This is a genomic window from Streptomyces sp. NPDC002779 (genome assembly GCF_042888685.1).
Lineage (GTDB): Bacteria > Actinomycetota > Actinomycetes > Streptomycetales > Streptomycetaceae > Streptomyces.
Genome location: NZ_JBIAQC010000039.1, coordinates 1 through 17,699, shown reverse-complemented (window position 1 = coordinate 17,699; position 17,699 = coordinate 1). Strand labels below are relative to the sequence as shown.

The 17,699-nt window shown below is 69.0% G+C and carries 24 protein-coding genes and 2 pseudogenes; 22 read left to right on the top strand and 4 right to left on the bottom strand.

Annotated features, from left to right (window positions below; genetic code table 11):
- Positions 1-810 precede the first annotated feature (810 nt).
- The 14 genes from ACFYW5_RS36890 to ACFYW5_RS36825 all read left to right on the top strand — a co-directional run bounded on the left by ACFYW5_RS36890 (position 811) and on the right by ACFYW5_RS36825 (position 9,256).
- Entirely contained in the window at positions 811-1,317 is a 507-nt protein-coding gene (locus ACFYW5_RS36890) for a hypothetical protein (protein ID WP_389421521.1), read from the top strand.
- Positions 1,318-2,111: 794 nt separating this feature from the next.
- Positions 2,112-2,483 (top strand): hypothetical protein, encoded by a 372-nt coding sequence (locus ACFYW5_RS36885; protein WP_389421520.1) that lies wholly within the window; start codon positions 2,112-2,114, stop codon positions 2,481-2,483.
- Between the two features lie 68 nt (positions 2,484-2,551).
- The gene (locus tag ACFYW5_RS36880) at positions 2,552-3,109 is read left to right on the top strand and encodes a hypothetical protein (RefSeq protein WP_389421519.1); all 558 of its coding nucleotides are present in this window, start codon (positions 2,552-2,554) and stop codon (positions 3,107-3,109) included.
- A 117-nt stretch (positions 3,110-3,226) separates the two neighbouring features.
- Complete coding sequence (locus tag ACFYW5_RS36875) at positions 3,227-4,402, top strand: DUF932 domain-containing protein (protein ID WP_389421518.1); 1,176 nt, start codon at positions 3,227-3,229, stop codon at positions 4,400-4,402.
- A 251-nt stretch (positions 4,403-4,653) separates the two neighbouring features.
- Entirely contained in the window at positions 4,654-5,142 is a 489-nt protein-coding gene (locus ACFYW5_RS36870; protein ID WP_389421517.1) for a hypothetical protein, read from the top strand.
- Complete coding sequence (locus ACFYW5_RS36865; protein ID WP_389421516.1) at positions 5,135-5,602, top strand: hypothetical protein; 468 nt, start codon at positions 5,135-5,137, stop codon at positions 5,600-5,602. The genes ACFYW5_RS36870 and ACFYW5_RS36865 overlap by 8 nt, the downstream gene beginning before the upstream one ends.
- The gene (locus ACFYW5_RS36860; protein WP_389421515.1) at positions 5,599-5,805 is read left to right on the top strand and encodes a hypothetical protein; all 207 of its coding nucleotides are present in this window, start codon (positions 5,599-5,601) and stop codon (positions 5,803-5,805) included. Before ACFYW5_RS36865 ends, ACFYW5_RS36860 begins: the two co-directional genes overlap by 4 nt.
- A gap of 171 nt (positions 5,806-5,976) precedes the next feature.
- Positions 5,977-6,243: a hypothetical protein gene (locus ACFYW5_RS36855; protein ID WP_389421514.1), complete on the top strand. Its 267-nt coding sequence runs from the start codon at positions 5,977-5,979 to the stop codon at positions 6,241-6,243.
- Positions 6,244-6,596: 353 nt separating this feature from the next.
- Complete coding sequence (locus ACFYW5_RS36850; RefSeq protein ID WP_389421513.1) at positions 6,597-6,788, top strand: hypothetical protein; 192 nt, start codon at positions 6,597-6,599, stop codon at positions 6,786-6,788.
- 228 nt (positions 6,789-7,016) lie between these two features.
- Positions 7,017-7,682, top strand: a complete 666-nt coding sequence (locus tag ACFYW5_RS36845) for a hypothetical protein (RefSeq protein WP_389421512.1) — start codon at positions 7,017-7,019, stop codon at positions 7,680-7,682.
- Between the two features lie 174 nt (positions 7,683-7,856).
- Complete coding sequence (locus ACFYW5_RS36840) at positions 7,857-7,985, top strand: hypothetical protein (protein ID WP_389421511.1); 129 nt, start codon at positions 7,857-7,859, stop codon at positions 7,983-7,985.
- 50 nt (positions 7,986-8,035) lie between these two features.
- The gene (locus ACFYW5_RS36835; RefSeq protein ID WP_389421510.1) at positions 8,036-8,227 is read left to right on the top strand and encodes a hypothetical protein; all 192 of its coding nucleotides are present in this window, start codon (positions 8,036-8,038) and stop codon (positions 8,225-8,227) included.
- A 334-nt stretch (positions 8,228-8,561) separates the two neighbouring features.
- On the top strand, positions 8,562-8,747 hold the full coding sequence (locus ACFYW5_RS36830; RefSeq protein WP_389421509.1) for a hypothetical protein: 186 nt from the start codon (positions 8,562-8,564) through the stop codon (positions 8,745-8,747).
- Positions 8,744-9,256, top strand: coding sequence for a DUF6415 family natural product biosynthesis protein (locus tag ACFYW5_RS36825; RefSeq protein ID WP_389421508.1), 513 nt, complete (start codon positions 8,744-8,746; stop codon positions 9,254-9,256). The genes ACFYW5_RS36830 and ACFYW5_RS36825 overlap by 4 nt, the downstream gene beginning before the upstream one ends.
- 312 nt (positions 9,257-9,568) lie before the next feature.
- Here ACFYW5_RS36825 and ACFYW5_RS36820 read toward each other — a convergent pair whose 3' ends face one another.
- Positions 9,569-9,679: a helix-turn-helix domain-containing protein gene (locus ACFYW5_RS36820; protein WP_389421522.1), complete on the bottom strand. Its 111-nt coding sequence runs from the start codon at positions 9,677-9,679 to the stop codon at positions 9,569-9,571.
- Positions 9,680-9,714: 35 nt separating this feature from the next.
- Between ACFYW5_RS36820 and ACFYW5_RS36815 the strand changes: the two genes are divergently transcribed.
- From ACFYW5_RS36815 to ACFYW5_RS36805, 3 genes are all read left to right on the top strand, one after another.
- Positions 9,715-10,044 (top strand): hypothetical protein, encoded by a 330-nt coding sequence (locus tag ACFYW5_RS36815; RefSeq protein ID WP_389421507.1) that lies wholly within the window; start codon positions 9,715-9,717, stop codon positions 10,042-10,044.
- 173 nt (positions 10,045-10,217) lie between these two features.
- Complete coding sequence (locus tag ACFYW5_RS36810) at positions 10,218-10,562, top strand: hypothetical protein (RefSeq protein WP_389421506.1); 345 nt, start codon at positions 10,218-10,220, stop codon at positions 10,560-10,562.
- A 60-nt stretch (positions 10,563-10,622) separates the two neighbouring features.
- Complete coding sequence (locus ACFYW5_RS36805; RefSeq protein ID WP_389421505.1) at positions 10,623-10,862, top strand: hypothetical protein; 240 nt, start codon at positions 10,623-10,625, stop codon at positions 10,860-10,862.
- A gap of 85 nt (positions 10,863-10,947) precedes the next feature.
- Here the strand turns inward: ACFYW5_RS36805 and ACFYW5_RS36800 are convergent, their stop codons facing one another.
- Positions 10,948-12,033 (bottom strand): type III polyketide synthase, encoded by a 1,086-nt coding sequence (locus tag ACFYW5_RS36800; RefSeq protein ID WP_389421504.1) that lies wholly within the window; start codon positions 12,031-12,033, stop codon positions 10,948-10,950.
- Positions 12,034-12,491: 458 nt separating this feature from the next.
- On the opposite strand from ACFYW5_RS36800, the pseudogene ACFYW5_RS36795 reads away from it, so the two are divergent.
- A pseudogene (locus ACFYW5_RS36795) lies at positions 12,492-12,632 on the top strand (IS110 family transposase); the annotation flags it as partial.
- Positions 12,633-12,654: 22 nt separating this feature from the next.
- Here ACFYW5_RS36795 and ACFYW5_RS36790 read toward each other — a convergent pair.
- A complete protein-coding gene (locus ACFYW5_RS36790; protein WP_389421503.1) occupies positions 12,655-13,050 on the bottom strand; it encodes a hypothetical protein in 396 nt (131 codons plus the stop codon).
- Positions 13,051-13,544: 494 nt separating this feature from the next.
- On the opposite strand from ACFYW5_RS36790, the gene ACFYW5_RS36785 reads away from it, so the two are divergent.
- The 4 genes from ACFYW5_RS36785 (at position 13,545) to ACFYW5_RS36770 (ending at position 16,563) form a co-directional block, all read left to right on the top strand.
- Positions 13,545-13,991, top strand: coding sequence for a hypothetical protein (locus ACFYW5_RS36785; RefSeq protein WP_389421502.1), 447 nt, complete (start codon positions 13,545-13,547; stop codon positions 13,989-13,991).
- Between the two features lie 40 nt (positions 13,992-14,031).
- On the top strand, positions 14,032-14,376 hold the full coding sequence (locus tag ACFYW5_RS36780; protein ID WP_389421501.1) for a hypothetical protein: 345 nt from the start codon (positions 14,032-14,034) through the stop codon (positions 14,374-14,376).
- A gap of 134 nt (positions 14,377-14,510) precedes the next feature.
- The gene (locus ACFYW5_RS36775; RefSeq protein ID WP_389421500.1) at positions 14,511-15,227 is read left to right on the top strand and encodes a hypothetical protein; all 717 of its coding nucleotides are present in this window, start codon (positions 14,511-14,513) and stop codon (positions 15,225-15,227) included.
- A gap of 436 nt (positions 15,228-15,663) precedes the next feature.
- On the top strand, positions 15,664-16,563 hold the full coding sequence (locus tag ACFYW5_RS36770; protein ID WP_389421499.1) for a replication-relaxation family protein: 900 nt from the start codon (positions 15,664-15,666) through the stop codon (positions 16,561-16,563).
- Positions 16,564-16,870: 307 nt separating this feature from the next.
- Here ACFYW5_RS36770 and ACFYW5_RS36765 read toward each other — a convergent pair.
- A pseudogene (locus tag ACFYW5_RS36765) lies at positions 16,871-17,604 on the bottom strand (IS256 family transposase); the annotation flags it as partial.
- Between the last annotated feature and the right edge of the window lie 95 nt (positions 17,605-17,699).

The window sequence follows — 17,699 nt, the reverse complement described above, 5'->3', positions numbered from 1 at the left end:
CCCCGCGGAGCGGGATGCCACGCGGCAAGCCGCGTGGCAGTGATGGCTCCGCTGACGCTCCGCCAAATTCCCGCGCAAGCGCGGAAATTGAATTCCGCAAGCGGAATTCTAAGGGCAAGTCAGTTCGCGCAAGCGCGAACTGACAGCACCCGCGCAAGCGCGGGTGCTGAGGCTGGCAGCGAGAGGGGGTGCATCACGCGCGGGCCTGTGTAGGGCCTGGAATTCCCAGCCCTTACCTCGGCAACGGAGGTGACCGTTTGTCAGCATGATGGAGTGTCAGCCTCACAGCAGTGACGGGTTCCGCTTGCGCTCCACCCGAACCCCTCCCCCGCTCTCGACATGTTCATCAAGACTGCATCGGCGTCCAGAACACGGGTGTTTAGGAGCAGCATGAGTCATGTACCGCCCTGAGAGGGGCAGTTACAGCGGAGATGGTGCATCACAAGAGTTAACTGTGTAGAGCCTGGGATCAGCTTCCTGTACCCCAGCGTCGTACTTCTCGCTTGGGGAACCGCATCAGCCCATCGGAAACCGCATAACGATGACACCGGCCAGTCCCGCCGAAGGCATTTCCGCGCCCGCCCACTCACGACACCTACACGCCGACTCGTACTCGCCTAATTGCAGAACCCGTTCACACTTCACCGCTACGAAGATCCTTGGAAAGAATGGCTTGTTTCTTGAGCATACTCGTACGCCCTATTTAAGAGCGGCAGTTGAGCGAATAGAATTGGGATGCCCGAAGGGAGGTGCAACTCCATTCGGGCACAAAGGATCTCCCGAAAGAGGCGAAAGGGCAGGGCATTTGTCATGGCTGAACTCAATCCGGTTCCTCTCGATGTCATCGCTGAGGCGCGCGAGGAGGCCCACGCGGTCATGGCTCACCTAATGGCGCGGCTCGCGCCGGGTGAGCATGTGGTGCGGCTGGGGGTGGGCATGGATGGGCAGGAGCCGTTGTCGGCGGTGCTGCCGATCGCGGTCGAGGGTGACGGTGGGTCTGAGGACCTGGTGGGTGTGGAGCCGAAGTACTTCGACAACTTCGCGTTCCTGCTGACGTGTGGTCTGGCGCAGAGGCTGTGTTGGGGCGTGATGTATCTGCGCTCCCCCGCCGGTGAGGGGCGCGGCCGGGCCTACACGGTCCGGGCATGGCATCTGGTCGGGGGTGTGCTGAACGAGTGCGATGCGGCTCGCGCTCAGGAGCTGATCGGCGACCGTGAACCGGCCGAGTTCGCGGATGCGTTCGGGGTCCACTCGATCTGGGACGGAGACGAGGGTAGCGGCGAGGCATACCCGCCGATGGCCCGCACCATCCTCTAGTCAGCCTTACGGGGGTGCCCGGTCCAGGCAACCGGGCGCCCCCGCCCACGATGAAGGCGCGCAGCGCCGGGCCCCCGTGGGAGGGCGCGCAGCGTCCGAGCGTTCATGGGTTCCCGCGCAGCGGGGACCGGCGTCTAGCTCCCGGCTTGCCGGGAGCTTTTCCTTTGCCTGGCGCGCAGCGCCGGGCTACCCGCTCCGCGGGGGGATAGGTGTTTTGGGCTGGCGGGGAATTGTGTTTTCCGGTAGGCGTGCAAACCTGGTCCGGTAATTCCCCGCCAGCTGGCCTCTCCCAAATGAGGCTGTCTCATCGTAGGGGATGCTGTATCGGTACGGGGATGCTGCTGCGCCCCTCAGTGTGCGTGTGTGCGCCGGTGAGGTAGCGCTGTGCGGTGTGGGGCGGGTGTCTGATCTATTGGCGGCGGGTGGCCGGCCGCTGGGGCGCGGAGGCCCGGCCGACGCGCAACGACAGGACAGGCGCGCCCCGATCCCCGAGGCCGCCGTGCCGCCCTAGCCCGCCCCACACCTTTCTTCTCATTCGGGCAGGGAGAGCGGCAGCAGAGGGGATGTCAGCAGGCGTACCGGGCTGAGTTGTTGGGGTGAGCAGGGGTAACGCGGCGACGGCCCAGGAGGCCGCGCAACGTCTAGCGCAACCTCTACCGCAACACCATGGCGCAACATCTAGCGCAACCCGTAGCGCAACAGGGGTTCCATCCGAGCGGATGAGACACTATTATATGAAGTCCTGGGGGGAGGCGACCCCCGGGAACCGCAAGGGACCAACGAAGGGGAAAGACGTGGAACTGACGATCACTGACGGGATTGTGCGCGGGGTGCGCGGCGCAGATGCGCCCATGACCGAGCTGGCGATTCGGGCCCGCACCATCGCGAACCTTCTGCCTCTGCTGTGCGCGCGGGCAGGAGTGAAGATCGTGCACAACTCCGACCGGAATTACACCGGAATTCGGTTCGAGACCAAGGCCGCCGGTCCGGTCGTGCTGGAAATGCCGACGGGTGAGGAGCCGTACCGCCTGGTTCAGGAGTTCATTGACCCGGACAAGGTGGGGCGCACGGAAGTTGAGTTGCGGCGATTCCCGCAGATCTACAAGCCCCACGGAATCGCGCTCATCACGGCTGAGTTCCTCCGGTCGAACGGATTCCTGAAGTAATCCGCATGGGGGGCACCCCGATTGGGGCGCCCCCTTCCAACCGGCATCACCGAGAGGAGAGAAAGGCCATGGAGTACACGCGGATTCCCGAGCGGACGCAGGAAGCCGGAGCGCCGATCACGGACGCAGAGAAGGAGCAGGCCCGTTACGCGCTGGCCGAGGTGGCGCGCAGCGAGCGGGACCCGGACGCACTGAGGGTGTCTCACGAGCAGCTCGAAATGGTCCGGCCGTTCTTCGAGTTGGGTTGGGCCATGGGCGTGCGCACCGGTCATACCGGCCCGGCCATGGCCGACGTGCCGGTCGACCGGGCGACGGTTGACCGTGCGTTCGTGCAGCTGCTGTCCGAGCGGGTGGCGAATCAGCTTGTGATCGCCGTAGCGCGGAGCCTTGACCCGCAGAACTCCGGTCCGGTGCTGTGGCAGAAGGTCAGGTATCACGGCAGCCTGACACGGCTTCACGGCGTCTATTGGGTACAGGCGATCAAGGTGGAGGCCGGTCCGTTCGGCGGGGAGCACAGCGTTCGCTACGACCTGTGCGAGGTGATCGGCGGCATTCCGGTGCCTGCTGTCACGAACGTGCGGCGACGGAGCCTGACACCGCTCCCGGATTACCGCACGTTGGTCTAAGTGTGCAGGTCAGGGGTGGGTTCACTCATCCCTGACACACACTATTATTGAAGTTGTTCGGGGGGCGGTGGCTCCGCCCCCCGAACCGCAGAGACCAACAGCGAAGGGGAACACCGCATGACTCAGCAGTTCGCCGAGCGCGCTACGAACGTCGCTCCCACCGGCGCCCGTAACGCGGACCTGTCCGACCTGGTCCGCATCCTGGAGGACGGACAGCGCCGGAAGCTGGACGTCATCGCCCCCGCGTCCGCGCTGCGGATGCGCGAGGGAAACGTGCACGTCGAGGGCGTCGAGTCCCAGATCACGGCAAGCGGCGTGACGAGGGTTGACGGCATCTACCGGCCCACCGCCGTTGCCGACGAGGGGATCTCTGACAAGCTCCGCATCCCGTTGGCCTACCTACGCCGCATGCGCGCGGAAAATGTCCCGCTGCTGGACGAGAACGTCAATGCGTGGCTTCGTGAGGGTCCGGAGCGCCGTTTCATGCTCCGCGCGTTCCGGGGCGAGGACGGCCCCGGCATGCCCGGTGAGGGCGTGGCCCGCGCGCTGCTGTCCGACAGCTACAAGCTGATGGACAACCTGGACATGCTGCTGGCCGCCCTGGACGGGGTGGAGCAGTCCGGGCACCCCACCCGGATCACGGGGTGCGACCTCACCGACCGGCGCATGTACGTGCGCATCGAGTCCGAAGCGGTCGCGATCCAGGCCCGCAACCTGCTGCGCGGCTACCGCTCCCCGTTCGACGGCCGCAGCGGTGACGAACTCCCGATGATCTCGGCCGGGTTCGTCATCACCAACAGCGAGGTTGGAGCGGGGGCGTACACCATCACCCCGCGCGCGGTCATCCAGGTCTGCCGCAACGGCCTGACCCAGACCAAGGACGTCATGCGCGCCGTGCACCTCGGAGGCAAGCAGGACGAGGGCGTTGTGAACTGGTCCGGCCAGACCCAGCGCAAGACGCTGGAGCTGATCACCTCCAAGACCACAGACGCCGTGCGCACCTTCCTGTCACAGGAGTACGTCGAGGCCAAGGTGTACGAGATGGAGGCCGCCGCCGGGAAGACGCTGGACGAGCCGACGAAGACGATCGAGCACGTCACCAAGTCGCTCAGTATCGGCAACGAGACGAAGGACCGCATCCTTTCCCACTTCATCCGGGGTGGGCAGATGACGGCCGGGGGCGTGATGCAGGCGGTCACGTCGACCGCACAGACCCTCACCGACGCCGACCAGGCCGCAGCCCTGGAAGCGCTCGCGGTGCCCGCCCTCACGGCCGCCGCCGCGCACGGCTGACAGACCCCCGTGCGGGCCGGGCAACTCCCCCAGCCCGGCCCGCACGGGCCCGACTGCCCAGAGCGCGGAGCGCGCCCCACAGCCCTCGCAGGGAGCGCGGAGCGCGCCCGCCGGCCCCTGCCGCGTAGCGGCAGCGCGACGCGTCGGCGGAGCCGCCCGCGCGCCAAGAAGCGCGCTGTGCCCAGGGGCGCAGTGCCGCCGGCCTCCGTTGCCCACCGCCCTCCCACCGCCCCGCCCCGCCAGGAGTCCTCATGTCTGCACGCCCGGAGCTCACCCACCCCGGAGACGACGCCATCGCGGCCGCCATGAGCCGCACCCTGACCGCCCTGTCCGCCGTGTTCCAGGCACTCGGAGACGGTGAACACACCCTGAACCTCGTGGCCGAGCGGACCGACAACGCGTTCGTCACGGGCCGAACCGATCTCTCGATCGGCATGGAGCCGCTGCGCCTGGCCGTCCTGGACGAAGACGAGTTCTGCGCCCTGCGCATGCTGCTGGTGTTCGCGCTGGAGGGCAGCACGATGCGCAGCGCCGTCCTGATAGCGACCACGGCCGCCGAGCCGAACCCCCGCGCGTGCGGCTGGTCTGTGCGTGACGGGTGGCTGCACCCCATGGACACGGACGGCCTCCAGGCCGCCGTCATTCCGTGCCCCGACGTCATGGCCGTAGAGCGCGAGGCCTACCCCGCCCCCGTTCTCATCCAGCTCCCCGACTCCGACGAGGAGGCCCCGCATGCCTGAGCTCCCACGGCCTGACAACGCCGCCACGGCGTCCGCCATGGGCCGCGCCCTGCACGCGCTGACCGCGTTGTTCCCGGCCCTCGGTGAGGGTAGCCACGAGCTGCATATCAACGCCGAGCGGACAGACGGCACGGAGGTGAGCGCCGACCTGTACGTGTCCATCGAGCCGGGTACCTGCCACGTGGAGCACTCCGCCGAGGAGTACGTGCAGTTCTTCGTACTGCTGACGTTCGCCCTGGAGAACAGCACCATCCATGACGCCTTCCTGCTCGCAACGACCGCCAACGCTGACATACGCGTGTGCGGGTGGGAGGCGCGCGACGGGTGGCTGCACCCCATGGACACCGCCGAGCTCCAGGAGACAGTCACGTCTCTCCCGCACGACGACGCCGCGCCGCCCGTGGTCTGTCACGCCCCCGTACTGCACCGCCCCCAGGAGACTGCGAAGGAGCGCTCATGAGCGAGAAGCCCGCCGTCACACCGGACGGCTACTGCACCAACAAGGAGCCGGTCCCCGGCACGACCGGGCAGGTCAACGGTCACGCACTCGGAGGGAAGTTCTTCCAGATGCACGGCCGCCGGTACGCGGACCGCCCCTGTGGCCGCCGCCCCAGCCTGACCGACCAGGGCAACCTCCGCCGACACAAGCCGCCGCAGGAGTAACCCCCTTCAGACGCCGTCCACGCCCCTCCCCCAGTACGGGGGCGTGGACGGCCGCCCCGGCCAGCGCGCCACTGGCCGACAGCCGCCCCGCGCCCGCACCCTCCCCTTCGGCGAGTGCGGGGCGGCACGCCCCCGCAGCCCACCCGGTCCAGTCCCGAGGAGTCGCAGCCCATGACCAGCCCGATCCTGACCATCGACACGCCCGCCGGCCCCGTGCGCGCCACCGCCGGCCCCCGCGACGCTGACGCCGTCGTGTTCGAACTGGGCGGAGCGATGCGCGGCAGCGTGCACGTCACCGGCACCACCGACCCCCACCACTGGGACCAGTTCACCGCCGTACGCGCCTGCCTCGGCCCCGTGAACGCCTTCAAGACCACCGCCCCGACGAGGACCTCCCACGGCTCGCCCGCGGCCGCACCGGCTACCACGGCAGCCTGACCCTCTACCGCCACGACACCCACCGCCCCCAGGTCTCGGTATCTCCGCTGTCGACCGCCGCTGATCACCCGCCGCCGGAGAAGACGGCCGCGGTACTCACTGCCGTCCTGCGCGGCTGCGCCGAGCACGTCGCGCAGCGCGCTGACCTGCCCGCGATCCTGGAGGCCTCCCGGCGGCGCGATACCCCCGGACTGCTGCGCTTCCTCACCTGGTCCGCCTCCTACCACCAGGCCGAAGCCGTCCGCCTGGAGCGCGAAGCCCGTACCGCGCTCCTGGAGCGGAAGGCCGCCGAGGCCGCATGGCGGACAGCCGCACGGTGGCTCTCTTTCTCCCCTGACCCGGTCCTGCTGCTGATGCTGGCCGACCGCCCCGACTCACTGACCCGGAAGATCAGGGGGTTGCAGTGGTGGGCCCCCTACTGCGTCAGCGCGGCCGCCGAGGAGCACGAGCGCGCCCGCCGCGCCCAGGAGGAAGCCGACTCCCTGAGGGCCCAGCAGCGCAGGCGCCCGGGCGGCCGCCGCCCGGCCCTGGTCGGCGCCGCCTGACAGTCGGAGGAAAACGCAGGTCAGGGGCGGGTTCACAACCACCCCAGAAACACTATTATTGGAAGTGCGAGAGGGGGTGCCACTGGTCCTGCCCCTCCCCCTCTCGCACCCGACCCCGAGCGCCTCCCGTGCGTCGACTGCGAATGGCCCGACGAGATCGACACCGCATACATGAGCAACGCGCCTGCCCGCACCACCTCGTGACCACCCGACACAGAGGAGGACATCGTGCCGACCATGCTCGAACAGCTCGCTACTGGGGAGAAGCACGATCCAACGATCCTCCTGCCGAACGTGTGGTCCAGCTTGCTGCGTACCGTGGAGACGGTGTGCCCGTGCGGCAATACGACGAGCGTCCGCAACGGCGTCCTGACCACGCACGAGCCGATGTCGACGTGGGACATGCACGGCACGCGGCGTGCAGTGATCCGTGACGCGTACGGCGTCGGGATCACCTGCCGCTACAGCGGACGGACCGTCACCCTGGCCGCCGCCCTGGAGCGCGACAGCGTTCTGACCCCGGCCGAGCGGCACGTCCGTGATGTCACGCAGGGACGGCTGGAGGCAGGCATCACGGATGCCGCTCCCGAGGGCTACGCCCTGCCGAAGCCGGTTGCTGCCCTGTTCGCGCTCGCTGAGGCCCACGGCTGGAAGGCACAGCAGGCATGGGCACCCCTTGACGGGGGTTTCCTCCTGCACATCCGTGTAGGTCGACCGGCCGACGGGGGCCGGAAGTGGCAGTACAACCTGCCCTATTTCGTCGCTTCAGGCGTCGCACGCCGGACCCGGTCCGGGCTGTGCGTCACGCCGGACCGCAGGGGTCAGCACGACACCCCGCCCATCAAGGCCATCGCGGCCGTGATCTGGGCCAACCCGGCTCCGACGGAAAGCTGAGGGAGGCACGGCGGGAGGCAACCCCGCAAGGCGCCGACATTCCCGGTTTCGCCAGCCGCGGGTGGGCTGCCGGCTTCCTCTACCGCTACCGCACACCCGACCCCTCCGGACGCCCCTGGCGCACCGCCCCTCACCTGCACGCCCCACCCGCCCTACGAGGGAGATGTTCTAATCATGCGTTGGCTGATGACCCTCGGTGAGCGCACCCGCCCCGATGCGCCGACCTACGCGGAGGACCCCGCCCCCGACCAGCGCGCGCCCTGGCCCTGGTCGACGACTTCGGCCACCTCTTCACCGTCCTGAAGGAGTGGGGGCAGGAGTACGGCGAGGAGCTGACCGCCTGGGCCGTACAGGTGGAGGCCGACGACGTCGAGAACCTCCCCGCGGAACTCATCGAGCAGTGGGAATGGGAGGGCGCCCCGGTCCGCATCGACACCCAACGGGGCGGCTACGTGAAGGTGTCCGACTACCGCGACGTGCCCGTGCGCCCCGGCATCAGCGCCCGCACCACCACCGGCCTGCCCCTGTGGACCGCCGCACCCTGACGCGTCCGGCAGGCCGCCCCGCCGCTCACCACCCTGGAAGGAGAAGTCGAACCTGTGGCACGCCGCCCGTACCGCCCCGCCCCACCAGAGCCCCGTACTGTCCGCCCGGCGTCTGGCCGACCACATCCGGGAACTGAAGCCGTGAGCGGCCAGCTTCGGCCGTGGCGCCCGGAGGACTTCACGGACTCGTGCGAGACGTGCGGCGCACCCCCAGGCCAGTTGTGCCGCTCCTGGTGCGACACCGGTTACACCGCCGAGGACGCCCGCCGTGACGCCGAACTCCGCGACCAGGACGCGAAGAGCCCCGCGCCGACCAACCGCCGACGGATGGGACGTGCCAAACACCCGCGCCCTCACGGCCGGCGCCAGCGTCACCATCCCGCCGCCGCGGCGCACCGACGGCCCGGGCCCGCACTGGCGGATGTGCCCCGGCGACGACCGCTGGCTCACCGACCCGGACGCCCTGCGCGCCGCGCTCGGCGACGCACTGGGACCTACCTCCGCAGGGAGGACGGCGTGATCGAGCACGGAACCCGTGCGCCGTCCGAGGTGCGCCCTCCGGACGTGGAGACCATGCGCGCCACTGTCGCCACGGTGCTCCCACCGGACGTGACCCCCGTCGACCTCGCCACGCTGGAGACGCTGACCGGTCTGCTGTGCGGCCACATGGAGCTCCTCATCCCGGAGATCGAGTGGGTGGCCGCGCAACTGCCCGCCGACGACGTGCCCCGCTACGTGGCTCTCGCCTGCGTCCGCGAGGCCCGCCGCAAGCTGGCCGCTCGCCCCGGACTGCTGCCGCACGACCCCGCCGCGCACGTACGCAGACTCGGCCGGTCGCTCCTAGCGCTGTGTGACCACTACGAGACGTTGACCGGCATCCGCGTGTGTCTTGCATGCGATCAGCCCCTCAGGCCGGGCGAGGCAACGCTCCCGTACGGCCAGGCCAGTCCTTCCGGCGGAGCAGGCACTACGGGCCGCATTCACGACCGCTGTACCAACGCTGTCAACATCCACTCGGCCCACGGGTGAATGTGGATACCACAGAGGAAGTCGATCAGGCGTTTCGAATTGCCCGGCATCACAACGACTCACGCTGCCGCGACTGTGGCAGCACCCAGACCGTTGGCGTGGTGTACCTCGGAACCGTGAGCGCAAGCTGTGAGGCATGCGGCGGGAGCACGCGGAAGGGCGCTCTTACGCCCGAAACGGTGCGCGCTGCCGTGGGCGCAGTGGCGCGCCCGTCTCAAACTCAGGGCTCAGCATCCCGGCGGTCATCGCGGTGAGCCCTCAGGCCGGCCCCGCTCATCTGCCTCCCCCGTGGTGGGTGGGCGGGGCCTCTTATCAAGGACGCGGGGACGCAGTCAGCTCGGACATGGGGATACCTAGCACGTGCGCGACCTTCAGCAGGGTGCTCAGCGTCGGGTTGGCCTGCCCCGCCTCGAGGGCCTGCAGACTACCGCAGCACCCGCGCCAGCCGCGCGGAGGCGATGGCCGACCTCGCCCACTGGCGCAGCATGTTCGGCCCCGTCGAGGACGCCCTGAGCCCTGTCCTCGCCGTTGTCGTCGACGAGCGGTTCGACAAGTACGGACCGGACGTCACCGGGGGGCAGCACGACGCGTTCCTCGGCGGCACGCTGGAGGCCTACGGCGTCGGCGTTCTGCGCGCCTTCGTCCCTCCGCACCACCGGCGGGGGCAGTTCCACGTCGACACCGCCACCTTCACCTTCACCTGGGGCCGTATCGCCCCATCAGGCCTGGAAGGCATCTACACCAGGGTGGCACCGAAGTCCCTGGCCGCGTACGCACCGCAGCTCTGACCTGCCGTACGCGGACGCGCACACCTCCCCGTTTGCGCAGGTCAGGGGCGGGTTCACACCCCCCCAACTTACACTATTATTAGTAGTTAGCCGAGGGGGCGCCGTTACCTACCCGCTTCATTCACCAGGTGACGGCCCCCTTCCCCCCTTCCAGCCCAGCCTCAGGAGTTGCCATGCTTCGAACGCTGCGCCGCGCTCTGCGACCGGCACGTCTCCGCATTCCCGCCCGCCGGTTCTCCGCCGGGATCGCGGAACTGCCGCCCACCGCACGCGAAGCGCTCGGCACCGACGTCACGGCCGGGGAGGCCATCGCCTACAACCGCGTCCGTGTCACCACCGCGACCGCCGTCGCCCTCTACCGCAGCGGATACACGCTGCCGATGACCGATGACGACCTGGACGACGCGGTGCTCGCCCTGGACTTCCCCTGCTCGGTCCCGAGTGCGGAGACCCGCGCGTCCATCCGCGCCGCGCTCGCCGTCCTGGACGCCGACTACACCGTCACCGTCACCCGCTGACCAGCCGCCCGCCCCGGCCGTGGGCCGCCCCGACCAGGCGGCCCACACGGAAGGAGCCCGATGTTCCTCGTCGTGCCCGACCCCGCTCACGGACTCGTCGCCGCGCCGCAGTCCTCCCACGACCTCACGCCCGCCACCGAACAGTTGCTTGCCGCCCAGGGGTTCGCCTGGAACGACGAGATCGAGGCGTACACCCGCGAGGCCGACCACGACGCCGCGGCCGTGGACGGCACCGCCGGCATGCTGCGCGATCTGGGCCACTACGTCTTCTCCGCCTACAGGCCGCTGCCCATGAGGTGACCGCCGCCCGGCCGGCCTCCACCGCCGCCGCCTTTCGCCCCGTGCGGTGCTGCGGATGCCCGCACCGACACACCTCGGCTGAGTTTCACCTTCCGTCCCAGCGCAGCAGTACGAGTTCGGCGACGATACCGGGCCCGAAGGCCGCCACCACGCCCCAGCCACCCGCCGGGGAAGCAGTCTTGATGGCGTCGGCCAGTATGTGCAGAGTGCCGGCGGAGAAGATGTTCCCGTTGCGCGCGAGCACCGATCGGGACAGAGCCATCGTGTCGTCCGCGAGGGACAGCCCTTTGGCAAACCCGTCGATGACCAGAGCGCTTCCGGGATGGCAGGCCCATACGCCGACGTCGTCGACCGTCAAGGCGTGACGCGATAGAAGGCGTTCCACAGCCGGGGGCGCGAAGATCTCGACCAGGGCGGGCAGCCCTGGGCGGAGGAAGGTCTCGATGCCGTCTTCGGCGATCCTCCAGCCCGTGAAGCCGGAGGAGTCGGGCAGCTGCATGCTCATGGTGTCGACGACGCGCGGCAAGGGGGCCGCTGGGTCGCAGCGATCCGCACCGGCCATCACAACGGCTGCGCTGCCATCGCCGTAGAGCGCCCATTCGACGAGTCGGCTGAAGGCATTGGTGCTCTGTCCGGCCAACACGGTCGGGGCCTCGGAAGCGACACCGACGGCGATCTGACCCGGGTTGCCCTTCAGGTGATGATGCATGCGGGCTATCAGCGCCACGCCTCCGGCGCAGCCCAACTCGAGCAGCGGCAGTCGTTGCACATCGCTGCGGAGGCCGGCCAGTCGAGCCACGTCAAGGTCCCAGGAGGGAGAGCCGATGGCCACGGACGACGTGGTGACCAGGAGATCCACCTCGTCCGGGCGCAGACCCGCGTCCGTGAGCGCGTGTGCCAGCGCGGAGGCACCGTACTCGACGATCTTCTCGCGCTGCCGCCGGCTCGCTCTTGCCGCGGAGGTCAGGCCGAGGGAATCGGTCAAGGGCTGGACCGTATGACGATGCTGCACGCCGGAGTTGGCCATCATCCGGCGTACCGCAGCATGACTCACGGTCTTCGGCCCCACCGGGAAAGGGTCCGGTCGGTGGGCGAGCACCGCGTCCGCGAACTTGCTTTGGGGGTAGCGGTGCGGAGGCAGCAGCCCACGGACGGACATGAGAGAGGTCATGGCCGCTCATTTTCATCGGACCACCGGGCGGAGGCAAGCAATCCACCTGACGTACAAGGGAGTTGAGCGACAATGCACAACAGCCTCGCTCCCCTTGCGTCGCCAAGGCGGATGGTGGGGCGGGCTGGCACCTAACGGAACCAGGGCGCCGCATCGCCCTGTGCGCCGATCTGCCAGATCGCCTCGACCCGCTACAAAGTGATCGATGCACGGGTTGCAGTTTGTCGACTTCCCGCAGGCGCACCCCGGGGCCACGTCAAGTTCTGACACCCGCCGCGGACGGCCGAGGGAGCGAACAAGCGCCATCGCCTCGCCGTATTCCTCCCGGGCCAGGGCAGAGCTGATGGCGTGAAGGTGATGCCTCCCAGAATGGTCAGCTCTACCAGGACCCGGTGGCGTTGCTCCGCGACGGCACCTTTCACCGACCGCACGTCCCGGGTGGCGAATGCGGACAGGAGACCTACTACGACAAGAAGATCGCCCAGGGCAAGCACCACACCCAGGCCCTGCTCTGCCTCGCCCGGCGGCGGGCCGACGCCCTGTCCGCGATGCTCCGTGACGGAACCTTCTACGAACCCCAACCCGCGCGATCAGCATGAACAGACACCATGCCGAAAGACTTCACGAACCTGGCTGACCTGCGAACTCTCGGTACTCGTCCACGAGCCGGAAGAAGGCGTCAAGCGGAGGTTCGCCAGGCAAATTCTCCATGACCGCAACGTCCCACCCGGTCGCCATCGACCATCCACGGGTCCTGCTGAGCCAGGAGGCAAACCCTCCACTTCCACAGTGGAACTCGAACGCCTCATCAACATCGTGGACCTGAAGCGCGAGGTGGTACCCGAACATCATCACCGCCAGTTCCTGCAACGAGCCGTTACGCACCCAGGCGTTCGGCCGCAGCCGAACGGCATCCAGCAGGTCATAGACGTCCCGCCACTCCTCGACGGCCCGCGCCTTCGGCCCTCCACCCGACGCCCCCACCACATCCCCTTCCCCAGCTGACATCACCAGCAAGCTAACCCGCCACCTTGACGAACTGCATAGGGCCCCCGCAGGTCACGATCAAAAGCCGCCACCGCCGGCCCGCAACCAGGCGGGCGGCGGTGGCTGTCCCGGCCGGTCAGGAGCGTCCGGGCAGGTGCCTCAGTTGTTTCCGACCGGCGCGCCGACGTTCTCCCGGAACTGGCCGGTGATGTTGCCCGCCGGGCCGTAGCTGCAGACGATGTACGTCCGGTACGAATCCCCGCCTTCCCGCCTTCCCGCTGCCCGGCCGACGTCGGGGGGCTGCTCCCCGGAACCGGCGCTGCACCCCGAGTGCCTGCCGTATACCGCCGACCACTGCCCGATGCTGAACGGCACCGTCACGCACTACCGGCGCAGCCCGGTCCTGGCCAGCCACCCCGCCGGACGGCCGTGTTCCGATCCGTCCTGCCTCTGCCTGTCCCGCACGACGGACGGGGGGCCAGGCCGCCCGCAGCGGCAGCCCCGCCGACCGGTACGAGGCCTGGATGATCCACACGCGGAACTACCGGCTGGTCTCGCTGCCCGAGCGGCCCGGTGTGCCCTCCGGCTTCAGCCGCTACGACTCGCACCCCGGCGCCGGGGACCGGCATGGCTCCAGTCGTTGTTCGTGCTCGGCCTGCACCCTGGCCAACCACCGCGATCTGCTGCTGATGGCCGGCCGCCGGCCGCGGCTCGCCGAGCTGTGCGCGCTGGTCGAACGCGTCCGCCAGGTGCCGTTCAACCCGAACATCACCATGGCCGAGCTCATCGCCCTGTCCCGCCGGCGCGATGCCCCGGACCCCGGCATCGAGGTTGAGGAAAACGCGGACTTCCAGCGGATGGAACGCGACGTCCACGCCGCCCTGCGCAAGCCGCCCACCTGGGACTCCAAGGCCCGCACCGGGCCGGGCGAGATCCTGCACAGCGCCGCCGGGTGCGACGGCTGCCACTGACCACCACACCGCACACCGCTCCTTTGGAGGGATACTTCTCATGATGACGACGACCACCCAGCGCATCCTCGATCTCGCTGCAGCGGCACCGGCCAGCCAGGGCGAGGACCTGGCGCTGCTCCTGGGCGAGGCGAACGAGCTGTACCAGCAGGGCCTGCAGGAGCTGCGCCGGGAAGTGGCAGCACGTCTCGACGGGCTGGCCCTCGCGGATCTGATGTTCGCCGCGGACACCGGCGGTATGCCCTGTGATGCCTCGCAGGGCCGCGACGAGGTGATCCTGCTGCTGGCCCTGGTCGAGTGGGAGATGACGCCGGCCGCCATGGCCTACACGCAGATGGCCGCGGACGCCGCGCGCCGGGGTGTCTGCCTGGTCCCCGAGGAGTAGGCCGTGGGCCGTGGGGTGGCTGGCCGGCAGAAAGCCTTGGGACGCGGGCTGGACCTCCGACCGGCACTTCTGCCATTATTTGTTTTGCGAGCCGGGCTGGCCGGCTCACTGCTGACAGGACGGACGGTTCTGCCATGACCTCGCGCCGTGAGCGTCGCCTGGCCGACGCTGCCGAGATCGCGGCTGAACAGGGCCTGACGCCCGCACGGATCACCGGCCTCTACACCGGGCGCGCGGAGAACGCGGTCGGCACGGTATTTCCCGAGCCTGTCGACAAGCGCGGCCGCGCCCGTCTGTGGGACCACGCGGAGGTCACCGAGTGGTTCGCCCACCGCGCGCCGACACGGCTCGCTGAACACGCGCCGCCCTCCCTCCCCCCGGAGACGTTGCTGAACGCAGCGGAGGCCTCGAGGTATCTCGGCTACAAGAACTCCAACCAGGTCACGACCTTCGTGCGCGACCACCCCGGTTACTTCCCCGAGCCGGACGTCGTCGAAGAGAAGGGCACGGCGGAGAACCCCTACCGCCGGCAACTGTGGAAGGTTAAGACCCTGCAGGCGTGGATGGCCACCCGGCCCGGTCGCGGAAGACGAGCCGGAGCCAAACAGGCACCGCCCCTGCCCGGCGTTCCAGTCGACGGCGATCCCGACGAGCTTTTGGGGGCGAGCCAGGCGGCCGCCCTGCTGGGGTACAAGAGCGTCGGTTCCTTCTCCAGCAGCCTGTCCCAGGGCAACCTTCCGCTGCTGAAGACCACGGACGGGGTCGCCGAGAATGCCGGGCGTCAAAACGGGCGTCGGCGGTGGACACGCCGGCGCATCCTCGAGCAGGCCGCCCAGCGGTCCAAGAGGTAGTACCCGGCGGTGAGCGGACCTCCGCGCACCGCCCCAAAGCCGCGACAGCCGGCTGTGGGAGTTGGTCCCTTGCGGGCCGGGTGTCGCACGATGGCCGGCATGGTGTGGCTCGCCACCACGCCCCGCAGCAGCCCTGGCTGCTGCGGACCGGCCATCGCCGAACTTCTCGTGGGGCCGCCGTCTTTCCAGTTCGTCAGTGGCCCCCGGCCCAGTCGATGACGGTCCTCGTTGCAGGAGCAAGCTGCCCTGGCGTGTGGGCGCGGTCCGTGGTCGGGGCCATGGATGCCGGGCACGGTGCAGACCGCCAGGCTGTTTCGCCTTCGTGACCATGGTCGGGGCTTTGTGGTCGGGGGCCTGGTCGGGGCCAACGGGTTTCCTCGAGCAGCAACCGCAGGTTTCCGTCGCAGACCGCCACGGCCGTGGAAGGAAACGTCTCATGAGCAGCGCCGCACAAAGTACTCAGGCGACGGACGCTGAGCCCTTGGCCCACCAGGTGCTGGCGGGGCTCGCCCAGCACCGCATCGCCACCACCAGTCAGCTGCGCCGGATGCTGCGCCCGGACGGCACGCGGCAGTTGATGTCCCGTGTCCTGAACAGGCTGCGCTGCGACGGCTTCGTCGACTGCACGGTGCTTCAGGACGCGCACCGGAGCCGTACCAACGCCTGGCACCTCACGCAGGAAGGCGCGCGGCTGACCCGGGACCTGCCCGTCCTGCGGGGGCGATCGCCCTACCCGATCACTTCGACCACGGCAGCGTCGCTGAAGACCCCGCACACGCTCGCCGTCGTTCGCGCTCACCTTGCTTTCGCCGCAGACGCCCGCCGGCTCGGGCACGAGCACGGCCCATGGGACTGGAACCCTGAGGTGTCCCACTCCATCGGTGAGGGCGAGCGGATCGTGGCCGACGCGGTGATGTACTACACGGTCGTCGAGAGCGAACACCGGCGAAAACTGCGCGCGTTCGTGGAAGTCGACCGCAGCACCATGAGCAGTGAGCGGCTGGCCGTGAAGCTGATCGAGTACGCCCGCCTGTTCCAGTACGAGGCCCAGCCCGTCGGCAGGCGCAGGCAGGCGCCCGCAGGTCCTGCGTGGCTGCGCTGGTATCCGGTTTTTCCCCGTGTTCTCTTCGTGCTCACCGCTGCCTCCCGGGCGAGGCTGGAGAAACGGATAGGCGATCTGCAGGCGATGGTGGCTCAGCACCCGCTCGTGGCGGGCCTCGCCCGCGAAGTCCCGCTGGGAGCCGCCGTTTTGGAAGACCTGGAGCAGAACGGCCCCGCCCAGGACGTGTGGGTGCCTCTGGCCGGCGGCAAGCCTCGCCCGTGGACAGCCCTGTGAGTCGCCGGCGCAAGCGTTACTGTAGGGCTCTTGCCGCTGGGAAGGCCAGCCTGCCGCCCTTCCACTCCACCCCGTTCCCCGCGGAGTGGATTGCGCTGGCGTCGGGCAGCTGGGCGGTGCCAGAGGCGCGAATCCAAGGCGCCCGGCGTCGCACGAGGCCGACACCCACCCTCCGAGGGAGACAGCTTCCGCCCGCTGTCGTATCGATCCACACAAGCCTTGTAGGTGTGGAAGCTCTTCGTGCCGGTCACGCCGATGCGTGGGCGGCTGTCAGCCGTCGCGGGTCACGTCCCTCTGAGTGGTGTAGTCACGGCAGCCGTTTCGGTTCCGGTTGTGGCGTGATCTGTGATTCGGTCGGGGTTGGCTGAGTGGTGAAGAGCTCGGCCATCGTGGCCTCGGAGAGGTAGCGGCGGTCGAAGGCCTGCCACTCGTCGTGTAGTTCGGCCGGCACCGCGGCGGCGAGCCGGTCCCCAGGGCGTCGGGGTTGGGAAAGACCTGGACGACGTCGGCCCGCCGTTTGACCTCCCGGTTCAGCCGCTCCAGCGGGTTGGTCGACCAGATCTTCTTCCAGTACGCCGACGGGAGGTCGGCGAACGTGGTGATGTCCGTTGCCGCGTCCAGCAGCATCTTCTTGACCTGCGGGAACTGCCGTCCGAGCATGTCGGCGACCACGTCCAGCTGGCTGCGGACCTGCTCGCCGGTGGTCTGCGCGAAGATGGTGCGGATCGTCGCGGCGACCATCTCCCCCGAGCCCCTCTCGATCACCGAACACGTCCCGCACGAAGTGAACCCGGCACCTTTGCCAGGCCGCGCCGAGGAAAACCGTGCGAATCGCGGCCACCAGCCCGCTGTGACTGTCGGAGATGACCAGCTGGACGGTCTCCAGGCCGCGGGCCCGAAGCGAGCGCAGGAACTTCGTCCAAAACGGCTTCGACTCGCTGTCTCCGACCATCACACCGAGGATCTCGCGATGCCCGGTGGCCGAGATCCCGGTCGGATGACCACCGCCTGGGAGACGATCCGGTGATTCACCCTCGCCTTGCTGTCGGCGTACACCTGAACGTCCCCACCCGCGTACGGATGAAAAGGGACAGTTGCTGATGCGTTGAGACCTGCTGCTCGGCACTCTGCTGCTT

Excerpts from the sequence above, each read along its gene's own strand:
- ACFYW5_RS36890 (WP_389421521.1), top strand. The coding sequence starts at position 811 with ATGGCTGAACTCAATCCGGTTCCTCTCGATGTCATCGCTGAGGCGCGC.
- ACFYW5_RS36880 (WP_389421519.1), top strand. The coding sequence starts at position 2,552 with ATGGAGTACACGCGGATTCCCGAGCGGACGCAGGAAGCCGGAGCGCCG.
- ACFYW5_RS36875 (WP_389421518.1), top strand. The coding sequence starts at position 3,227 with ATGACTCAGCAGTTCGCCGAGCGCGCTACGAACGTCGCTCCCACCGGC.
- ACFYW5_RS36870 (WP_389421517.1), top strand. The coding sequence starts at position 4,654 with ATGTCTGCACGCCCGGAGCTCACCCACCCCGGAGACGACGCCATCGCG.
- ACFYW5_RS36865 (WP_389421516.1), top strand. The coding sequence starts at position 5,135 with ATGCCTGAGCTCCCACGGCCTGACAACGCCGCCACGGCGTCCGCCATG.
- ACFYW5_RS36860 (WP_389421515.1), top strand. The coding sequence starts at position 5,599 with ATGAGCGAGAAGCCCGCCGTCACACCGGACGGCTACTGCACCAACAAG.
- ACFYW5_RS36855 (WP_389421514.1), top strand. The coding sequence starts at position 5,977 with ATGACCAGCCCGATCCTGACCATCGACACGCCCGCCGGCCCCGTGCGC.
- ACFYW5_RS36850 (WP_389421513.1), top strand. The coding sequence starts at position 6,597 with ATGCTGGCCGACCGCCCCGACTCACTGACCCGGAAGATCAGGGGGTTG.
- ACFYW5_RS36840 (WP_389421511.1), top strand. The coding sequence starts at position 7,857 with ATGCGTTGGCTGATGACCCTCGGTGAGCGCACCCGCCCCGATGCGCCG.
- ACFYW5_RS36815 (WP_389421507.1), top strand. The coding sequence starts at position 9,715 with ATGGCCGACCTCGCCCACTGGCGCAGCATGTTCGGCCCCGTCGAGGAC.
- ACFYW5_RS36810 (WP_389421506.1), top strand. The coding sequence starts at position 10,218 with ATGCTTCGAACGCTGCGCCGCGCTCTGCGACCGGCACGTCTCCGCATT.
- ACFYW5_RS36805 (WP_389421505.1), top strand. The coding sequence starts at position 10,623 with ATGTTCCTCGTCGTGCCCGACCCCGCTCACGGACTCGTCGCCGCGCCG.
- ACFYW5_RS36800 (WP_389421504.1), bottom strand. The coding sequence starts at position 12,033 with ATGACCTCTCTCATGTCCGTCCGTGGGCTGCTGCCTCCGCACCGCTAC.
- ACFYW5_RS36785 (WP_389421502.1), top strand. The coding sequence starts at position 13,545 with ATGATCCACACGCGGAACTACCGGCTGGTCTCGCTGCCCGAGCGGCCC.
- ACFYW5_RS36780 (WP_389421501.1), top strand. The coding sequence starts at position 14,032 with ATGATGACGACGACCACCCAGCGCATCCTCGATCTCGCTGCAGCGGCA.
- ACFYW5_RS36775 (WP_389421500.1), top strand. The coding sequence starts at position 14,511 with ATGACCTCGCGCCGTGAGCGTCGCCTGGCCGACGCTGCCGAGATCGCG.
- ACFYW5_RS36770 (WP_389421499.1), top strand. The coding sequence starts at position 15,664 with ATGAGCAGCGCCGCACAAAGTACTCAGGCGACGGACGCTGAGCCCTTG.